Genomic DNA, 17,770 nt, shown 5'->3' with positions numbered 1-17,770 from the left:
CCCGTGGCCGGAGGTCGGGCCGATGCCCCGCCCGGCCGGAAAGGCGCAGGTGAGGCGCGCCGGGCAGCGGAACCGCCCCACCGGTACGGGGGAGCCCGGTGGGGCGGCCGGTCCCCAGACTGCCACAGCCGACGTCCCCTCGGGGCCGACCTCCTTAACATCGACGGTAGTTGAGTCGAAATCGACGGTGGCACCGTCCCGGACCGTCGGCCGTGGGCCCAGAGCCTGTCCGGTGGCCTCGGACCGGACGGCGGACGCGGTCCGAGGCCACCCGACAGGCTCTCAGTCGCGCGGGTGGCCGACGATCGTGTGCGTCACGGCGGGGGAGTCCTCGGTGGTGTAGTAGTGGCTGCTGAGTCCCGAGAAACGGGCCGCGTCCCCCGTGTCCAGCAGGTGCGGCACCTCGTCCACGACCAGCGTCACCCGGCCCGCCATCACCAGCACGTACTCCACCGAGTCCACGCCGTGCGAGCTGACCTGACTGCGCGCGTGCGGATGCAGCCGGGTGCGATAGACCTCGACGCGACCGTGCGTGTGGCCGGAAAACAACAGGTTCACCGAGGTCTCGTCCTCGGGTTCGTCCAGCGAGGCGGCACGGACGATCTCCGGCCGCAGCAGCGACTGGCGGAGCAGGTCCGTGCAGGTCGTGTCGAGTACGTCGGCGATCCGCACCAGCACGTCGACGGTCGGATTGGCTTCGGCGCGCTCGATCTGGGACAGCAGCCCCTTGCTGACCCCGGTCGCCGCCGACAGCTCGCGCAGGCTCCAGCCGCGCGCCAGCCGACGGCGGTTGAGATTTCCGGCAAGTGCTGTCCGTACACCCGTGGCCCCGGACCGCTGTGCCTCCGGCGGACGCGCGGGAGCGGGCGTGTCGGCGGTGGCGGGTGACTCGGACACCGTTCCTCCTCAACTGCGGTGGTACGCGCAGGTCAGCCGCACACTCTACCGGTGGGCGCCGTCCGGTCCGGTCCGCGCGGACCCGTCCGGGACCTCCGGCAGGGCGTCGATCATGCGCCGGGTCCAGGGATGCCGAGGAGCGTCCAGCACCTCGGCCGCCGTGCCCTGCTCCACGATCCGTCCCCGGTGCATCACCGCCACCCGGTCGGCGATCTGCCGCACCACGCCCAGATCGTGGGTGATGAACAGCACCGCGAACCCCTCGCTCCGTTGCAGCGAGGTGAGCAGGTTCAGCAACTGCGCCTGGACCGACACGTCCAGCGCCGCCACCGCCTCGTCACAGATCAGCAGTCGCGGTCGGGCCGCCAACGCCCTTGCCAGGGCCACACGTTGGCGTTCGCCGCCGGACAGTGCCGCCGGACGGCGCGCGGCGTACGCCCCGGGCAGCCCCACCTGTTCGAGGAGTCGGCGCACCTCGGCCGCCGACGCGTCGCGCCCCGGCCGGCCGGACGCGGCGGCGAGCGCCTCGCCCAGGGTCGCGCCGACGGTGCGAAGCGGGTTGAGCGAGGAGTACGGGTCCTGGAAGACGATCTGCGCCCGTGCGGCCAGGCGCCGCCGGTCCGCGGCGGAGGGACGGCGCCCGGCGGCCGGCGGAACGCCGCCCACGAGGACCGTGCCGCCGTCGGACGTCTCCAGACCGACCGCGATCCTGGCGAGCGTCGTCTTGCCCGAACCGGACTCGCCGACCAGGGCCACGACGGCCCCGTGGGGAACGGTCAGGCTCACGTCGCGCAGTGCTGCATGGTCCCCGGCCGCGGAGCGGTAGGTGAGATCGACATGACGGGCGACCAGGGCGGCGCCGGGGGCGGCCCCGCCGTCGTCCGGGCCCGGCCCGGCGGCCGACGGCCCGGCGGGGGTCCGGTCCGGGCCGTCGGCGAGGGCGTCGCCTATCTCGTCGAGCCGCACGCAGGCGGACAGCCGTCGCACACCCTGCGGGGTGCCACCGGGCGCCCCGTACCCGTCCCGGGGGGCCGCTTCCGCTTCGTCCCGTGTCCCCGCCGTTCCTCCGGCGCCGGGCGGGGGCAGCAGCACGACGGGACCGGTGCGGCAGACCTCGGCCGCGTGTGCGCACCGGTCGGCGAACGGGCAGCCGTCGCCCCGGGTACCCGGGGCCGGTACCGAGCCGGGGATGGCCGGGAGCCGCGCGTACCGTCGGCGCACGGACGGTTCGGAGGCGAGCAGGCCGGCCGTGTACGGGTGCAGCGGGTCCGACTCCAGTTCGTGGGAGCGCCCGTGCTCCAGCACCTTGCCCGCGTACAGCACGTAGACGCGGTCGCAGGCGGAGAACGCGACCCGCAGGTCGTGGGTGATCAGGACGAGCCCCATGCCGCGGTCGCGCTGCAGGCCGCGCAGCAGATCGAGCACGGCGCGCTGGTTGGCCGCGTCCAGGGCGGTGGTCGGCTCGTCCGCGATGAGCAGTTCGGGGTCGCCGGCGAGCGCCGCGGCCGCCGCGACCCGTTGGCGCATGCCTCCGGACAGTTCGTGGGGGTAGCGGTCGGCGGTGTCCGGGCCGAGACCGACCTCGGCGAGCCTGCGTCCCACCTCCGCCCGTACGGCCGCCCGTCTCCCGCGACCGCGTGGGCCGTCGGCCCGGCGGCGCAGCCCGTCCGCGATCTGGCGTCCGCAGGTGAGCTGGGGATGCAGCATGGTGAACGGGTCCTGCATCAGCAGCGTGATCCGCCGGCCCCGCAGGGCGTGGCGCTCGCGCGGTGTCAGGGCGAGGGCCTCGCGGTCGCCGATCCGCACGGAGCCGTCGGTCACCTCGGTTCCGGAGGGGAGCAGCCCCACCACGGCCCGCATGGCGAGGGACTTGCCGCTGCCGGACTCGCCGACGACGCCGACGCACTCGCCCCGGCCGACCTCCAGCGAGACGCCGTCCAGGATCGGCACCGGACCGCCGGGGCCGCCCGTCGCGACGACCCTCAGGCCGTCGACCGAGAGCAGCGGGCCCGCGGGCGCGACACCGGCGGGGTGTCCGCCCGCCACGGGAAACGCCGTCATCATGACCTCCCACGGTCGAGGAACGCCTCGAACAGCCGGTCGCCGAGGAGATTGAGCACCACGGCCGCGGTGATGATCAGCACGGCCGGAGCGAGGGCGGCGGACGGGTTGTCGTACAGCAGGGTGCGGTTCTCGGAGAGCATCCGTCCCCAGTCCGGAGCACCCGGTGGTACACCCAGCCCGAGGAAGGAGAGCGAACTCAGCGCGACGATCGCCCCGGCGAAGTTCAGCAGGGTGTTGGCCACCACGACGGGCAGCACATTGGGCCACACATGGCGGGTCATCACCGTGAGTTCCGACAGCCCCAGGGTCCGGGCCGCCTCCACATAGGGGCGGTGCCGCTGCTCCAGCACCGCGGAACGGACCAGCCGGATGTCGGCGGGCGACGTCAGGACCACGAGGACGCCGACGGCCAGCGCGTAACCGCCGCCGCCGATGCCCGCGACGACGATCGTCACGAGCAGGGCGGGCAGCGCCAGCAGCAGATCGGCCCAGCGGCGCACGACGGCGTCGACCCAGCCGCCCCGGTACCCCGCGAGGAGACCGAGCACATTGCCGATGGCCATCGAGCCGAGCGCCACCAGTGCCGCGCCCACCAGCGTGCCGCGCGCCCCGGCCACCACCATCCGGGCGATGTCGCGGCCGAGTTCGTCGGTGCCGAGCGGATGGCCGGCGCCCGGCATCGTCGCGCCGGTGGCGAGATCCTGTGTGTCCCAGCCGGGCAGCAACTGCCGGCCCAGGGCCGCGGCCAGCACGAACAGCGCCAGCAGCACGGAGCAGCAGAGGGTGAGGGGCGAGATCCGGAGACGTGGTGCGCGGGTCTTCACCGGTCGTCCTCCTCGTGGTTGCCGGAAGTCCCGGTGGCGGAGCCCGATGTCCCCGGCGGGGCGGACGCGCCGGGCGCGGGGGACGGGTGTGCCGGTGTCGCCCCGGCCGTCGGCGCGGGCCGCAGCCGCGGGTCGAGCAGCGGTTGCACGAGGTCGGTCACCAGGTTCACCAGGCAGATCAGGGCGGCGATGAGCAGCGCCTCGGCCTGGACGACGGGGACGTCCCGGAAGGTGACCGAGTCGACCAGCAGCGAACCGAGACCGGGCAGGGCGAACACCTGCTCCACCATGACCGTCCCGGCCAGGAGATAGGCGAGGACGAGACCGATCCCGGTGAGGACCGGTACGACGGTGCCGCGCAGCACGTACCGCAGCAGGACGTCCCGCTCGCGCACTCCCCGGGCGCGGGCGAACGTGACGTGTTCCCGGTCGAGTTCACGGATCACCGCGGCCCGGGTGAGCTTGAGCAGCACGGCGGTGACGGCGAGCCCCAGCGCCGCGGCGGGCAGCACCAGGTGGGACAGCCGGTCGGCGCCCGCGCCCTCGCCCGGTCCGTACGCCGGGAACCAGCCGAGCATCAGCGCGAATCCGTAGACGAGCAGCAGGCCGCTCGCGAACGCGGGTGTGGACAGCGCGACCACACCGAGACTCTGTACGACCCGGTCGGTGGGGCGCCGGGCCCGCAGGCCCGCCAGGACGCCCAGCGGCAGGCCGAGCAGCAGGGCCACGGCGAAACCCAGGCCCACGAGTTGTCCGGTGAGCACGAGCCGGTCGCCCAGCACGGTGGCGACGCCGTCCCCGGTGCGGATCGAGGTACCGAGGTCGAGGCGGAGGGCGTCGGCCAGCCAGTACCCGTACTGGACGACCGTCGGGCTGTCGAGGTGGTGGCGGGCGCGCACGGCGGCCAGCGCCTCGGGCGTCGCGCTGCGCGGCCCGAGCAGGGTCAGGGCGGGGTCGCCGGGGGCGACCCGGAGCAGCGCGAACACGGCGACGGAGAGGACGAACAGCAGCCCGAGCGTCCCGCCGAGGCGGCGCACCACGAGGCCGAGGGGGAGCGCCGCGCGCAGCCGGGAGCGGGTGGCGGCCGTCATCGGCCACCGTCCAGGGGCGCGGGGGCGGCCGGGCCGGAGGGCGTCCGGGGGGTGACACCGTCCGGCCCGGCCTCGGGAGCCGTGCCCGGGTCCGGCTCGGGGGAAGCCTTCTCGGGCACGGCGGTCGGGAGGGTGGCCGCGGAGCGCGGGTCCAGATGGGTGGCGAGCCATTCCTCGACGCGTGCGGCGGCGTCGAGGAGGTGGCCGCCGCCGGTGAACTCGTGGCCCTCGTCCGGGTACACGTACAGCTCGACGGGGGCGCGCCCGGCGCGCAGCAGCGACCGGTACAGCTCGTGGGCCTGGCCGACCGGGGTGACCCGGTCCGCGGCGCCGTGCACGATGAGTGTGGGGGTCCCGTTTCCGCCGCGGGCCAGTATCGCGGAGCGCCGCAGCAGTTCGGCGGGCGCGTCGGGCGCGCCGATTTCGTACGCGCGGTCGTAGCCGCCGCCGATGTTGCTGGTGTGGGTGAAGCTCAGCCAGTCGGTCGGGGCGGAGACGACCACCGCCGCCCGGAAGACGTCGGTGCGGGCCGCGGCGAGCGCGGCGAGGAAACCGCCGTAGCTGTGGCCGAGGACGGCGGCGCGGTCCGGATCGGCGAGGCGGGCGTCGACGAGGTGGCGCACACCGGACAGCACGTCGTCCAGGTCGGCGCCGCCGACGTCTCCGACCACGGCGCGGGCGTGCTCCAGCCCCCGTCCGCTGCTGCCGCGCGGGTTGGGGAGCAGGACCAGGTATCCGGCGGCGGCGAGCGCGGGCGCGAGGCCCAGCACGTCGGCGGGGGCGTATCCGGCGGACCAGAGCCAGGCGGGGCCGCCGTGCACCAGGACCGCGAGGGGGCGCGGACCGGTGCTCGCGCCGCACGAGAGGACCAGCCCGCGCACCGTGCGGCCGTCGGGAGCGGACCAGGCGGTCTCCTCGGTGCGCACCGAGGAGACCGCCGGATCGGCGGGCGTGTTCAGCGCGGTGACGGGCAGCCACTCCCAGGCATCCGGGCCCCCGGTACGGGCGACGACGGCCTCGGGAGGGCGGCCCGGCGCGTCCAGTACCGTCACGGCCAGCGATCCGTCGTGGGCGAGCGACAGCGCGGGCTGGTACCCGGCCCCGCCGAGGGTCACCGGCGCGGACCGGGGCGGGCCGCCGCGGCCGCCGGTGTGCCCGGTACGGGACCCCGTCCCCTCCCAGCCGGCGAACCACAGCGACTCCGCGGGCGCCTCCGGCGTGTCGTCGAACCGCAGCCAGGTCGCGTCCTCGACGCCCGGAACCACCCGCGCGTGTCCGGTGGCCGTGTCGATCACGACCGGGCGCCCGGAGACGATGGAGATGCCTTCGCAGACGGCCGCCCGGCGTCCGTCCGCCGAGACGGCGGGGGCGCCCAACTGGCCCCGTGGCGTGTACAGCGTCCTGGCGGCACGGGTCTCCAGGTCGATCGCGGCGAACCGGGCACCGTAGTACCCGGCGGGCAACGTCTCCTCGGAGACGGTGGCGAAGGCGGTCCCGCCGCCGCGCCAGGCGGCGTTCCACACGGTCAGTCCGGCCGGTCCGGCCTCGCGCACCGAGCCCGTGGCGAGGTCGACGAGGTGGAGGGAGCGCCGGCCGGTGCCCGGGGCGAAGCGTTCGGGCGCGGGGGCGGTTCCCAGCCGGACCGGCACCCCGAGGTTCATGCCGTCCTGTTCGGCACCGTCCGGCGCGCAGAGCAGCAGGGCCTGCCCGCCGTCGTCGGAGACCAGCAGATCCTCCACCGCCCCGGGGGCGGTGGCGACGGTGCGCACGTCGCCGGAGGCCGTGTCCAGGACGGCCAGCAGCACCTCGGTCCCGGCGGGGTTCGCGGCCTCGGCGATGTGCAGCAGTGTCCGGGAGTCCGGCAGCCAGCGCGGGCTGTGACGGTCCGTCGCGGCGGCGGCCCCGGACGGTTCGCGGAGCCCGGCGGGTGCCGCGCCCGTGTCCGGCAATTCGGCGGGGACCGGGGCCAGGACCAGCCGGGCGCCGTCCGGGCCGGCCGCCGCGACGGCGACCGAGCGGCCGTCGGGGCTGATGCGGGCCTCGACCGGGTGGACCAGTCGCCGCATCGCCTCGTGCGCGCGGCGCACGGCGGTGGAGGGGCGTGGCCGCGGCGGCTCGGGCGTGGCGGTACTGGGCATGGCGGTCCGGTTCCTCGTACGGGTGGGGGAGCGGTGGGGCGGGTCAGGCGGCCTTGCGGATCCGTGTCGCCCAGGGGCCGATGAAGGTGAACGGCCCCTGGTCGGGAAGGACGATCCGCCGGGACAGTGCGGTCGCCGTCTGCGCCCACCACAGGGGCAGGTAGGGCAGATCGGCCCCGGCCGTGCGCACCGCCGTCATCAGCTCCCGCGCCCGTACCTCCCGGTCGGTGGCGGACTTGGCCGTGTCCAGTGCGCGGTTGACGCTCGCGTCGTCGAGGTGCGCGATGTTCGTGGCCGTGGCCGCGGCGTTGAGGTACGGGTCGGCGAGCTCGGCCGGATCGCCCGTGACGGGGAAGTACCACAGGAACTGCAGCGGCTGCCTGCCGGAGCCGAGCTCCGCCACCCACTGCTCCAGGGTGATCTCCTTGACCGTCAGGGTGATGCCGATCTTCTTGAGCGAGGCGGCGAGCGCGAGCGCCGCCTTGCCCAGTTGCGGGCCGCTGCTGGGAAAGTGCAGTTCGGCCGAGAACCCGTCCTTCGCGGAGGACCTGGCCAGCTCCGCCCGGGCGGCGTCCAGGTCGTAGGGCACGGCGGGGATCGCGTCGTAGCCGGAGCGGACCTCGTCCGCCGGCATCAGGTCGCCCCACATGTCGGGCGACGGCAGCGCGTCGGCGACCTCGGCCCTGCCGTGCAGGATGCCCCGGACCATGCCCTCGCGGTCGGTGGCGTGGGCGACGGCGCGCCGGACGTGGACGTCGTCGAACGGGGCCTTCGCGGTGTCGAACGCCAACGACACCACCGAACGGTCGCCGGTGTAGGTGACGGCCGCGCTCGACTCCCAGCCCCGGGCCTCGTCCGAGCCGAGGCCGAGCGCGCCGTCCAGCGCGCCGGACTGCATCGCGACCAGCCGCGTCCCGGCGTCGGGGACGAAGGACAGCCGCAGTTTCCGGACGGCGGGCTTCTCGCCCCACCAGGCGTCGTTGCGTTCCAGCAGTACGTGGTCGTCGGCGGCGAACTCGGTGATCCGGTACGGGCCGGTGCCCAGGAGCAGGGTCTTCGGCGTACCGATCCGCCCCCGGTTGCGGGTCAGGAAGGCACGGCTGCCGACGAGCAGCGAGCCCGCCGTCGTCGTCCACGCGAACAGGGCGTCGGGTTCCCGGAGACGGAACGTCACCTCGTGGTCGCCGGTGGCCCGCACCGATTGGACGCCCGCGTAGGCGTAACCGAGCGCGGATCCGTTCCCGGGGTCGCGGACGGCCTCGACGGAGGCCACCACGTCGTCCGCGGTGAACGGGGTCCCGTCGCTGAACACGACACCGCGACGCAGCGTGTACACGTAGGTCCTGGCGTCGGGCTGCTTCCAGGACGAGGCGAGTCCCGGGCCCAGCCTCCCGGACGGGTCGACCGACAGCAGGGACTCCTGGGCCAGCACCGCCACCATGTAGTTGAGCACGCCCGACTCGCGGCCCACGTCGAGGCTGGAGAGGGACGAGGGCAGGGCCAGCGTCAGGCTGTCGACCGGCACGTCCGCGCCCAGGGCGCGGGGGGCCGTGCCGGACGGAATCCGGTCGGAGCCCTTCGGAGGCGGGGGCGCGCAGGCGGCCAGGACGCCGGACGCGGCGTACACGCCCATGCCCGCGCCGGCCAGGCGCAGCAGTCGTCGACGGCCGAGGCCGTCACCCGGTTCCGACGCCATCAGGAACCACCCATCTCACTTTGTCCATTGAAACTGCCCAACTGGGCGTGGACGGTATCCGATGGGTTTGAGGTAGTCAAAGGACGCCTTATGAATGTCCGGAACGTGGACACCTCGCCGGTCCGGGCCGCCCGGGGACTCCCGGAGCGGACCGTCCGCGTGCGCCGGACGGGGCGCGACGCCGAACCCTGCCGGACGCGCCGGAACATTGCGGTCCGGTGAACACCCGGCCCGTGCGGGAATACGGGCGCGGGCGGGGGCCTTCCCGCTGCTGTGGCCGACGGCGGCCGGACCGGCCGAACCGCCCGCGGAGCGTCGCCGTCAGGAACGGGAGAGAGGAAGCGCATGCCCGAGGTGTACGTGTTCACCCGCGACGGCGGACCGGGGGCGAGCGCATGAGCGGGCTTCGTGCCGCGACCGGCACGCACCCGCTGGACGACCCGGTGGGCGCCGCGCTCACCGGCCCGCATTCCCGCTTCGCGCGGCGGCGCGGCGCCGTCCTGCGCTACCACCGCGACGTGGCGCCGTGGTTCGCGGTCCCGGACGGGACCCGGGCCGGGGACTGGGCCGACGCCGCCGCGCTCGCCGGGCCCGGCGGGGCCGTGACCATCACCGCGTTCCGGGAGCCGCCGCCGGACGACTGGGAGATCGTCTTTCACGCGGAGGGCGTCCAGATGGTCGACGCGGGGGTCGCCGCCGAGCCGTTCCCCGAGGCCGTACGGCTCGGGCCCGCCGACGTGCCCGAGATGCTCGACCTCGTCGCCCGCACCCGGCCGGGACCCTTCCTGCCCCGCACGGTGGAACTCGGCACCTATCTCGGTGTCCGCCGCGACGGTGCCCTCGTCGCCATGGCGGGCGAACGCCTGCGCCCGTCCGGCTGGAGCGAGATCAGCGGCGTGTGCACGGACGAGTCCGCGCGCGGTCAGGGGCTCGGCGGCGCGCTCGTCCGCGCCGTCGCCCACGACATCAGGGAGCGGGGCGAGACCCCGTTCCTGCACGCGGCCGCCTCCAACACCGGCGCCATCCGGCTCTACGAAGCACTGGGATTCGTGCTCCGCCGCCGCACGTCCTTCCTGTCGGCACTCGTCCCGCAGCGGTGGCCGGCGGGCCTGCCGGATTCCGGCGACGCCCGGGCGGCGGCCGTGCGCTGACCCGCCCAGGGCCCTTGGACCCCCGCGCGCACGGGTCCAAGGGCCCGTCGCTCCCCGTTCAGGGACCTTCGGCCGGGCCCGAGAGGCCGTAGGCCCCGTGCGCCGCACCCGTCGGTCCGGCTGGACTGGGGAGGAACGCCGGCAACAGGTCGGCAGGCCCCGGGAGGAATGCCCCGTGTCGATCCGGCTCCGGCATCAGGCTGCGCCGCGCGGAGCGGCACTCCCGGGCACGGATCCCGGCGAGGCCGCCGTCCTCGCTCCCCGGATCGGCAACGCGGCACTCTTCGGCGGGCTGGCGCTGCTGACCGCCCTGGTCGCCGTCCTCGACCTGTGGACCGGCGAGGAGATGCGCCTCGTGCCGCTGCTGGTGGTCGTGCCCGCGCTCGTCTCGGTCTTCGGGACGATCCGGCAGACGACGGGCGCGGCCTCCTGGATCATGGTCGTCGTCGTGTGCTCGCGGCTGATGACCGGGGGGTCCTTCTGGGGTGTCGCCAGTGGTGTCGCCTTCGCCGTGGTGGCCTGTTTCCTCGGGGTCGGTGCCTGCGCGCTGCGCCTCCGGCACGCGGCCGAGATCGCCAGACTGCGCTCGGTCGCCGTCGCCCTCCAGCGGCAGATCCTGCGCCCGCTGCCCATCGCCACCGACCAGATCCTCGCCCACGGCATCCACGTGCCGATCGAGGAGGACCACCTGGTCGGCGGCGACATCTACGAGATCGTCCAGTCCCCCTACGGAACGCGGGTGATCATCGGGGACGTCCAGGGCAAGGGGCTCGCCGCGATCGGGACCGGCTTCGCCGTCCTCGGGGCGTTCCGGGAAGCGGCCATCCGCGAGCCCACCCTGGCCGGTGTGGCCGACGCGATGGAGGACGCGGTCGCCCGGCACAACGCCTTCACCGCGCAGGCGGGCGAGACGGAGCGCTTCGTCACCGCCCTGGTGCTCGGCGTCGACGGCGAGGACCAGGTGCGGGCCGTCAACTGCGGACATCTGTCACCCCGGCTGCTGCACGGCGGCGTGGCCCGCGAGGTCCCGTTGCGCCGTACCTCGGTGCCGCTGGGCCTGGCGGAGCTCGGCGGGGAGGCGCGGACCGAGGAACGGCTCGACCTCCCCTCCGGCGCCACGCTCCTGCTCTTCACCGACGGCGTCACCGAGGCCCGGGACGCGTCCGGCGCCTTCTATCCCCTGGACGCCAGGCTGGAGTGCTGGGCTCGACGCGGGCCGAACGGCGTCCTCGAAGCGCTCCGGGAGGACCTGGAGCTCTTCTCCGGCGGTGTGAGGCGCGATGACATCGCCGTGCTCGCCCTCCGCCGGGCCCCGGCCGGAGGCGACCGCCCGCCGATTCCCGTCGGGCGGGGCGAGCGCCGTGCGGCGCGGCCCGGCGGCGCGCGGTAGCGCGTCCGGTCCGTCCCGATCGCCCTCCCGTGTCCCGGTGGGACTTTTGTCGCGACGGGACATTTTTGGGTGTACGGTGCACGTATGAATCCGGAACGCAAGGCCCCGGAACGGCGCGGCCGCAAGGCGCGCAGGACCCGGGACGCACTGGCGCGGGCCGCGTTCGAGCTCGTACTCGACCGGGGTCTCAAGGACGTGACGGTCGAGGAGATCGCGGAACGCGCGGACGTCGACCGGCGCACCTTCAGCCGGTACTTCACCGGCAAGGAAGCCGCGGTCCTGGACTCGCTGCGCGGTGACGGAGACCGGATCAACGCGGCCCTGCGGGCCCGCCCCGCCGACGAGCCCCCGCTCACCGCCTACCGCCGGGCCGTCCTGGACTGGCTCGACGACCCCGGAGCACAGGCCTGGCACCGCCGGGCCCGGATCTTCGACCTGCTGGTCCTCGCCGAGCGGGAACCCACCCTCTACGCCGCGTTCCACCACATCCGGGTGGACGCGCAGGAGGACTCGATCGTCATCGTCGCGGACCGGCTCGGCGTCGACCCCCGGCTGGACCTCCGTCCGGCCGTCACGGTCGCCGCGGGTGCCGGGGCACTCCTGGCGGCCCAGGCCGCCTGGGTCCGCGGCGGACACCCCGACGACCTGCCGCAGTTGGTCGCGCAGGCGTTCGACGCGCTGTCCGGGGCGCTGTTCACACAGCCCGCCGGCACGGCGCCGCACCGCACCACGGAAGGAAACACCCCCTCATGAGCACCCCCCTCACCCCCGCCGACCAGGAGTTCGCCGGCCGGATCGCCTTCGTCACCGGCGGGGCCTCCGGCATCGGCCTCGCCCTGTCCCGCCGGCTCGCCGCAGGCGGCGCGTCCGTCGTCGTCGCCGACTACGACGAGGCGGGGGCCCGCGAGGCCGCCGCCGAGCTGGCGAACACCGGCGCCAGGGCCGCCGCCGTCGCCGTCGACGTCACCGACCCGGCGTCCGTCGAGGCCGGTGTCCGGTTCGTCGTCGACACGTTCGGCGCCCTGCACCTCGCCGTCAACAACGCGGGCATCGGCGGCCCCAGCAACCCCACCGGCGAGTACGCGGTCGAGGACTGGAACCGTGTCGTCGCCACCAACCTCAGCGGCGTCTTCTACTCGATGCGCTACGAGATCCCGGCCATCGTCGCGGCGGGCGGCGGCGCCGTCGTCAACATGTCGTCGATCCTCGGCACCAACGGCTTCGCCGGATCGCCCGCCTACGTTGCCGCCAAGCACGGTGTCGTCGGCCTCACCAAGACCGCCGCCCTCGAATACGCGGCACGCAACGTCCGCGTCAACGCCGTCGGCCCCGGCTTCATCGACACCCCGCTGCTGCGCGGCATGGACACCGCGGCCCGCGACCACCTCGTCTCGCTGCACCCCGCCGGCCGCCTCGGCAGGGCGGAGGAGGTCGCCGAACTCGCCGCCTTCCTGCTCTCCGACCGGGCCTCCTTCGTCCACGGCAGCTACCACCTGGTGGACGGCGGCTACTCCGCCTCCTGAACGACGCACGGGACACGGGGGAACGGGGCGAGCGGGAAACACGAAGAAGCGAGGAGAGAACCATGAAGGCCGTTCAGTACCGCGCGGTGGGCGCGGCACCCGAGATCGTCACCGTGCCCGACCCGGAACCCGGCCCCGGACAGGTGCTGCTCAAGGTCACCGCGGCGGGCGTCTGCCACTCCGACATCGCCGTGATGAGCATGCCCGCGGAGCAGATCCCGTTCCCGCTGCCGCTCACCCTCGGCCACGAGGGCGTCGGCACCGTCGCCGCGCTCGGCGACGGTGCGAGCGGTCTCGCGATCGGCGAGTCCGTCGCGGTCTACGGCCCCTGGGGCTGCGGGACCTGCGTCAAGTGTGCCGAGGGCAAGGAGAACTACTGCCTGCGCGCCAGGGAACTCGGCATAGCCCCGCCCGGACTCGGCGCGCCCGGTGCCATGGCCGAGTACATGATCGTCGACGACCCCCGCCACCTGGTGCCGCTCGGCGGTCTCGACCCGGTCCAGGCCGTCCCGCTCACCGACGCGGGCCTGACCCCGTACCACGCGATCAAGCGGTCCCTGCCGAAGCTGGTGCCCGGAGCCACCGCGGTGGTCATAGGCGCCGGCGGCCTCGGCCACGTCGCCATCCAGTTGCTGCGCGCCCTGACGTCCGTCCGCGTCATCGCCCTGGACGTCTCCGAGGACAAGCTCGCGCTGGCCCGCGCCGTCGGCGCGCACCGGACCGTGCTCTCCGACGAACACGCCGCGGCCGAGGTCCGGAAGCTGACCGGCGGTGTCGGCGCACAGGTCGTCCTCGACTTCGTCGGCGCGCCCCCGACCGTCACCACGGCCGGGGCCGCCGCCGCGATCGACTCCGACGTGACGATCGTCGGCCTCGGCGGCGGCGCGCTGCCGGTCGGCTTCGGCTCCCTGCCGTACAACACGACGGTGACCTCCCCGTACTGGGGATCGCGCGCCGAACTCGCCGAGGTGCTCGAACTCGCCCGCACCGGCTCCGTCGAGGTCCACGTCGAGACCTACACGCTCGACGAGGCACCGCTGGCGTACGAGCGACTGCATCACGGCAGGATCAACGGCCGCGCGGTCATCCTCCCCAACGGCTGACCGAACGGGACCGGCACCCGTCCCCGGGGCGGGCCGTCGCACCACGCGGCGACCCGCCCCGGTCGTGCGCCCCGCGACCGATGCGGCGCGCGGCGCGGCCGGGGGAGACTGGACGGATGGAATTCGCCGCGATGATGACGCTGCCCGGACTGGTGATCGGCCTGACGGTCGTGGCCCTCGTCGATCAACTGATGCTGCGCGCGGGCCGGGCCGGGCTGCTGCCCTGGCGCAACGGCGCCCGGCAGGGACAGGTGTCGGCCACGGGCTTCGAGCAGTTGCACGCGAGCTTCTCACCCGGCAAACAGAGCGAGCTCAAGGAACGCGGCAGCGCGTTGCTGCTGCGCGACGACGAGGAGGACGGGGCCCCGCCGCACCGTTCCCGCATCGACCTCGACGGCGGCACCGCCGTCATCCGCCTGCCCCGGCACGGAGCCTGACACCGACGTGCCGGACGTCCCGGATCCGCCCGGCCCGTCGTCGACGCGGAGCCGGAAGCCGCGAGTCGCGAGTCGGGAAGCCCGCAGTCACCGGGTGGTCACCAGCGGGCGCAGGGGGGATTGCCGCAACCGGACCACGGCCGGCCCGCCCCGTCCCGCCGCGACCGTCAGCGCCCAGGCGATGACCACCCCCGTGACCAGCCCGATCAGGACGTCGTGCGGGTAGTGCACGCCGATCCACACCCGGGAGGCCGCCATCAGCACGGCGGCGGGAACCGCGATCGCCCCGAGTCTGCGATCGGTCAGCCAGATCGCCGTCGCAGCCGCCGCGGCGATCGCGGCGTGGTTGCTGGGGAAGGACCAGTCGCCGAGCGCGGGACACGCCTCCACCGTCACGACGTGCAGCGTCCGGCACGGCCGTTGTTCGTGGAAGAACGACTTCACCAGGTCGTTGACGAGGTACGCGGCCACGACGACGAACGGGGCGCAGAGCGCCATGGCCGTACGGGAGGGCGAGGCGGAGCGCGAGCGCCACCAGCACACGAGCATCAGCACGGCGAACAGCGACAGCCCGTAGTCCGACCAGACGCGCACGGCGGCGTCCAGGGAGGCGGGGGAGCGCCCGGCCAGTTCGGTGATCCAGGTGTACAGGCCGCCGTCGATCGAGGGGGAGAGGAGTGCCATCAGCCGTTCTCTCCTTCGGTGGTGCGCCGACGGCGTGAACGGGGCGATTCGACGGCGAGCGGGGCGAGAGGGGCCTCGGCCGCGACCGTGACAGCCGCGACCGTGACAGCCGCGACCGTGACAGCCGCGACCGGGACGGCCGCGACCGGGAGCGGGCGGCGGTCCGGGTCGGGCATCGAGGACTCCGGCCCGTATCCCGCGGGAACCGTCTCGCGGACGGCCTGCCGCACCGGCGCGGAGACCGAGGTGAAGAGGGGCATGGCGGAGCTCTCCCATAATGGTGGCGGGCGGCCTCGCGGCATGCCCGGACTGACTACAGTGATGTAGACGGTCTACGTCACTGTAGACGCTCGAAGGGGCAGGAGAGTTCCCATGGCCGAGGTGAACGGGATATCCGATGGATCCGGAGAGGGCCCCACCCCCCTTCCGGACGACGGTGCGACCCCCGTACCGGCAGTGGACACCCGCGCGGAGCCCGTCCCCCCGCGCCGCGCCGGAGCGGAACGACGTCAGTCCGGAGAGCTGGAGTCCACGATCCTGGCGGCCCTGTGGGCCGCCGGGACACCGTTGACCCCGGCCCAGGTGCAGGGCGCGATCGGACCGGAACTCGCCCGCACCACCGTCACCACGATCCTCACGCGGCTCCACGAGAAGGGCACGGTCGCCCGGACCAGGGCAGGGCGTGGCTTCGCGTACACCCCCACCGAGGACGCTCCCGGTATGATCGCCCGCCGGATGCACAGCGAACTGCGCAAGGAGCCGGACCGCGGCACGGTGCTCGCACGCTTCGTCTCGCAGCTCACCGACGAGGACGAGCGCCTGCTCAGGGAACTCCTCGACGGGGAGCCGGGATGATCTACGCCGTATGGATTCCGCTGCTGGTGCCCTTCCTCGTGGCGCCCGCGGCCGGCCGGCTGGCGGACGGCCTGTCGCCGGTGCGCGCCGCACGGCTGCTCGCCGGGACGGGCGTCGGCCTCGCCCTGTGCAGTCTGCTCGCGCTCGCTCTGCTGGTGGTGCCCGGTGCGACCCGGTTCTCGGCGGTCTCCGCCGCCGGCCGACTCGTCGGGCCGCTCTCCGAGGCCGTCCCCGTGACCGCGGTACCGCTCGCGGCCGCGGCGCTGGCAGTGCTCGCGGGCTGTGCCGTCGCCGTCACCCGCACCGCGCGCGGACACTGGGCGGAACTGCACCGGGCAGCCCGCACGCCCGTCCGCACCGACGGCGAACTCGCCGTTCTGCGCGACAGCCGTCCCGACGCCTACGCGCTTCCCGGCCGTCCCGGGACCCCCGGCCGGATCGTCGTCACCACCGCGATGCTGAAAGCCCTGGACCCGGCCGAGCGAGAAGCGCTGCTGGCCCATGAACGTGCCCACCTCGCCGGTCACCACCACCTCTACACCGCCGCCGTCGAACTGGCGGCGCTCTGCCACCCCGCGCTGCGGTCCCTGCGCGGCCCCACGGGCTACGCCCTCGAACGCTGCGCCGACGAGGCCGCCGCCTCGGCCGTCGGCGACCGACGGATCGCCGCCCGGGCCATCGGCCGCGCCGCGCTCGCCGCACGCGCCGCCGAGGGCCCCGTACGCCGACGGCCCCGCGTGGCGCTCGCGGCGGCGGCCGGGCCCGTTCCGCGCCGCGTCGCCGCGCTCCTGGACCGGGCGGCCCCGCGACCCCGTGCGGGCCGGGCGGCGGCCGCGGCCCTGCTCGCCTGTCTCGTCCTCTCCGGAGCCGCCGCGCTCGATGCCACGAGCGACCTCCACAGCAGTATCGAAGTGGCCCAGGGCGAGGCCCCGCGCTACTGACACCGCCCGTTCCCGGCGCGGCCGTGACGCTCGTCGTCCTGCGCCCGCCCCGTTCACGCGCTTCCGCGGCCCGGGCGTCCACGGAGCGGTGGCACCGGTCGCGCGCGGCCCGACTCGTTCGCCGCGAACGGTTTCGCCGCCCTCCCGGTGCGGCCGCGCCGACCGGCCGCCCGGGACGGAACCGAACGGGTGTCAGACGACGCCGCGCAGATGATCGCGCAGCCGGTCCAGGAAGACCCGCTGTCCCGCCACGAGCCGTCCGGCGGCCTGTGCCGGGCCGCACCAGGCGAACCGGTCGACCTCCGGGAACTCCCGCACCACCCCGGAGCCCCGCGGCCACTCCATAGCGAACGTCCCCGGCACGGCCGTCGCGGCGTCCACGTCCGCCTCCACCGCCCACACCGTCACGGTCTTGCCACCGGACTGGCGGGCCTCACCGAGTGCCACCCACGCACCGTCCGGCACCGGGTGGCCGAACTCCTCCTCGAACTCGCGGCGAGCGGCGGCCGCGGGTTCCTCCTCCGGCCCGTACTCGCCCTTCGGGACCGACCACGCGGCGTTCTCGCGCCCCGCCCAGAACGGCCCGCCCATGTGCCCGATGAGCACCTCGAACCCGGCACCGCCGTCCGGGGCCCCGTCGGTCCGGCGGAAGAGCAGGACACCCGCACTGCGTCTCGCGCGCTTCTGTGACGACATGGCGTCAAGTCTGCGCGCCGGCACGGCATGACGCGGTGGTCGCCGCACCGTTGAGGTGATCACGTCCGTCATCGAGCCGACCCGCCCTGTTTCCCCCGAGGTTCCCGATGCCCCCTGGTGCGGGGCCCCGCCCGCGGCGAAGCTGTCCGCCGACAGCACCCGCCCGCACCTTCGGGCCGGACAACCAACGCAATCGCAGGAGGACTTGTGGCCCCTGGCACAGTCGGCACCACGACGGGAGCATCCGGGAGGGCGGCTCGGGCGCATCGGCGGGTGACAC

17 protein-coding genes are annotated in these 17,770 nt (G+C 74.7%); 8 read left to right on the top strand and 9 right to left on the bottom strand.

The annotated features are described in order from the left end of the window. Positions 1–282 precede the first annotated feature (282 nt). From ACF1CT_RS17035 to ACF1CT_RS17010, 6 genes are read right to left on the bottom strand one after another with little or no spacing between them, the layout of a single operon-like run. Complete coding sequence (locus tag ACF1CT_RS17035) at positions 283–897, bottom strand: helix-turn-helix domain-containing protein (RefSeq protein WP_391784632.1); 615 nt, start codon at positions 895–897, stop codon at positions 283–285. 45 nt (positions 898–942) lie between these two features. Next, positions 943–2,958, bottom strand: coding sequence for a dipeptide ABC transporter ATP-binding protein (locus tag ACF1CT_RS17030; RefSeq protein WP_391784631.1), 2,016 nt, complete (start codon positions 2,956–2,958; stop codon positions 943–945). After that, positions 2,958–3,785 (bottom strand): ABC transporter permease, encoded by an 828-nt coding sequence (locus ACF1CT_RS17025; RefSeq protein WP_391784630.1) that lies wholly within the window; start codon positions 3,783–3,785, stop codon positions 2,958–2,960. Before ACF1CT_RS17025 ends, ACF1CT_RS17030 begins: the two co-directional genes overlap by 1 nt. Continuing rightward, positions 3,782–4,876, bottom strand: a complete 1,095-nt coding sequence (locus ACF1CT_RS17020; protein WP_391784629.1) for an ABC transporter permease — start codon at positions 4,874–4,876, stop codon at positions 3,782–3,784. The genes ACF1CT_RS17025 and ACF1CT_RS17020 overlap by 4 nt, the downstream gene beginning before the upstream one ends. Further along, the gene (locus tag ACF1CT_RS17015) at positions 4,873–7,014 is read right to left on the bottom strand and encodes an alpha/beta fold hydrolase (RefSeq protein WP_391784628.1); all 2,142 of its coding nucleotides are present in this window, start codon (positions 7,012–7,014) and stop codon (positions 4,873–4,875) included. Before ACF1CT_RS17015 ends, ACF1CT_RS17020 begins: the two co-directional genes overlap by 4 nt. A gap of 43 nt (positions 7,015–7,057) precedes the next feature. Continuing rightward, positions 7,058–8,710 carry an ABC transporter substrate-binding protein gene (locus ACF1CT_RS17010; RefSeq protein ID WP_391784627.1) on the bottom strand — a complete coding sequence of 551 codons (1,653 nt, stop codon included), beginning with the start codon at positions 8,708–8,710 and terminating at the stop codon, positions 7,058–7,060. A gap of 395 nt (positions 8,711–9,105) precedes the next feature. Here ACF1CT_RS17010 and ACF1CT_RS17005 point away from each other — a divergent pair, with 395 nt between their 5' ends. From ACF1CT_RS17005 to ACF1CT_RS16980, 6 genes are all read left to right on the top strand, one after another. Next, entirely contained in the window at positions 9,106–9,861 is a 756-nt protein-coding gene (locus ACF1CT_RS17005) for a GNAT family N-acetyltransferase (protein WP_391784626.1), read from the top strand. Between the two features lie 175 nt (positions 9,862–10,036). Further along, on the top strand, positions 10,037–11,251 hold the full coding sequence (locus ACF1CT_RS17000; protein ID WP_391784625.1) for a PP2C family protein-serine/threonine phosphatase: 1,215 nt from the start codon (positions 10,037–10,039) through the stop codon (positions 11,249–11,251). A gap of 84 nt (positions 11,252–11,335) precedes the next feature. Then, the gene (locus tag ACF1CT_RS16995; protein ID WP_391784624.1) at positions 11,336–12,004 is read left to right on the top strand and encodes a TetR family transcriptional regulator; all 669 of its coding nucleotides are present in this window, start codon (positions 11,336–11,338) and stop codon (positions 12,002–12,004) included. Then, complete coding sequence (locus ACF1CT_RS16990; protein WP_391784623.1) at positions 12,001–12,774, top strand: SDR family NAD(P)-dependent oxidoreductase; 774 nt, start codon at positions 12,001–12,003, stop codon at positions 12,772–12,774. Before ACF1CT_RS16995 ends, ACF1CT_RS16990 begins: the two co-directional genes overlap by 4 nt. A gap of 62 nt (positions 12,775–12,836) precedes the next feature. After that, complete coding sequence (locus tag ACF1CT_RS16985; protein WP_391784622.1) at positions 12,837–13,877, top strand: NAD(P)-dependent alcohol dehydrogenase; 1,041 nt, start codon at positions 12,837–12,839, stop codon at positions 13,875–13,877. Positions 13,878–13,993: 116 nt separating this feature from the next. Further along, entirely contained in the window at positions 13,994–14,314 is a 321-nt protein-coding gene (locus ACF1CT_RS16980; RefSeq protein ID WP_391784621.1) for a DUF6191 domain-containing protein, read from the top strand. An 87-nt stretch (positions 14,315–14,401) separates the two neighbouring features. Here ACF1CT_RS16980 and ACF1CT_RS16975 read toward each other — a convergent pair whose 3' ends face one another. Beyond that, on the bottom strand, positions 14,402–14,998 hold the full coding sequence (locus tag ACF1CT_RS16975; RefSeq protein WP_391784620.1) for a phosphatase PAP2 family protein: 597 nt from the start codon (positions 14,996–14,998) through the stop codon (positions 14,402–14,404). Then, entirely contained in the window at positions 14,998–15,258 is a 261-nt protein-coding gene (locus ACF1CT_RS16970) for a hypothetical protein (RefSeq protein ID WP_391784619.1), read from the bottom strand. The genes ACF1CT_RS16975 and ACF1CT_RS16970 overlap by 1 nt, the downstream gene beginning before the upstream one ends. Before the next feature lie 196 nt (positions 15,259–15,454). Between ACF1CT_RS16970 and ACF1CT_RS16965 the strand changes: the two genes are divergently transcribed. Both ACF1CT_RS16965 and ACF1CT_RS16960 read left to right on the top strand, forming a co-directional pair. Continuing rightward, positions 15,455–15,853: a BlaI/MecI/CopY family transcriptional regulator gene (locus tag ACF1CT_RS16965; protein WP_391784758.1), complete on the top strand. Its 399-nt coding sequence runs from the start codon at positions 15,455–15,457 to the stop codon at positions 15,851–15,853. Next, positions 15,850–16,794, top strand: coding sequence for a M56 family metallopeptidase (locus ACF1CT_RS16960; protein WP_391784618.1), 945 nt, complete (start codon positions 15,850–15,852; stop codon positions 16,792–16,794). The genes ACF1CT_RS16965 and ACF1CT_RS16960 overlap by 4 nt, the downstream gene beginning before the upstream one ends. 192 nt (positions 16,795–16,986) lie before the next feature. Here ACF1CT_RS16960 and ACF1CT_RS16955 read toward each other — a convergent pair whose 3' ends face one another. Then, positions 16,987–17,490: an NUDIX domain-containing protein gene (locus ACF1CT_RS16955; RefSeq protein ID WP_391784617.1), complete on the bottom strand. Its 504-nt coding sequence runs from the start codon at positions 17,488–17,490 to the stop codon at positions 16,987–16,989. Between the last annotated feature and the right edge of the window lie 280 nt (positions 17,491–17,770).

Origin of the sequence: Streptomyces sp. NPDC014734 (assembly GCF_043083325.1) — a bacterium.
In the GTDB taxonomy this organism is placed as follows: Bacteria; Actinomycetota; Actinomycetes; order Streptomycetales; family Streptomycetaceae; genus Streptomyces.
This window is presented reverse-complemented; position numbering and strand designations above follow the sequence as displayed.

Excerpts from the sequence above, each read along its gene's own strand:
- ACF1CT_RS17010 (WP_391784627.1), bottom strand. The coding sequence starts at position 8,710 with ATGGCGTCGGAACCGGGTGACGGCCTCGGCCGTCGACGACTGCTGCGC.
- ACF1CT_RS17015 (WP_391784628.1), bottom strand. The coding sequence starts at position 7,014 with ATGCCCAGTACCGCCACGCCCGAGCCGCCGCGGCCACGCCCCTCCACC.
- ACF1CT_RS16985 (WP_391784622.1), top strand. The coding sequence starts at position 12,837 with ATGAAGGCCGTTCAGTACCGCGCGGTGGGCGCGGCACCCGAGATCGTC.
- ACF1CT_RS16960 (WP_391784618.1), top strand. The coding sequence starts at position 15,850 with ATGATCTACGCCGTATGGATTCCGCTGCTGGTGCCCTTCCTCGTGGCG.
- ACF1CT_RS16980 (WP_391784621.1), top strand. The coding sequence starts at position 13,994 with ATGGAATTCGCCGCGATGATGACGCTGCCCGGACTGGTGATCGGCCTG.
- ACF1CT_RS17005 (WP_391784626.1), top strand. The coding sequence starts at position 9,106 with ATGAGCGGGCTTCGTGCCGCGACCGGCACGCACCCGCTGGACGACCCG.
- ACF1CT_RS16975 (WP_391784620.1), bottom strand. The coding sequence starts at position 14,998 with ATGGCACTCCTCTCCCCCTCGATCGACGGCGGCCTGTACACCTGGATC.
- ACF1CT_RS17020 (WP_391784629.1), bottom strand. The coding sequence starts at position 4,876 with ATGACGGCCGCCACCCGCTCCCGGCTGCGCGCGGCGCTCCCCCTCGGC.
- ACF1CT_RS16955 (WP_391784617.1), bottom strand. The coding sequence starts at position 17,490 with ATGTCGTCACAGAAGCGCGCGAGACGCAGTGCGGGTGTCCTGCTCTTC.
- ACF1CT_RS16990 (WP_391784623.1), top strand. The coding sequence starts at position 12,001 with ATGAGCACCCCCCTCACCCCCGCCGACCAGGAGTTCGCCGGCCGGATC.
- ACF1CT_RS17030 (WP_391784631.1), bottom strand. The coding sequence starts at position 2,958 with ATGACGGCGTTTCCCGTGGCGGGCGGACACCCCGCCGGTGTCGCGCCC.
- ACF1CT_RS16995 (WP_391784624.1), top strand. The coding sequence starts at position 11,336 with ATGAATCCGGAACGCAAGGCCCCGGAACGGCGCGGCCGCAAGGCGCGC.
- ACF1CT_RS16970 (WP_391784619.1), bottom strand. The coding sequence starts at position 15,258 with ATGCCCCTCTTCACCTCGGTCTCCGCGCCGGTGCGGCAGGCCGTCCGC.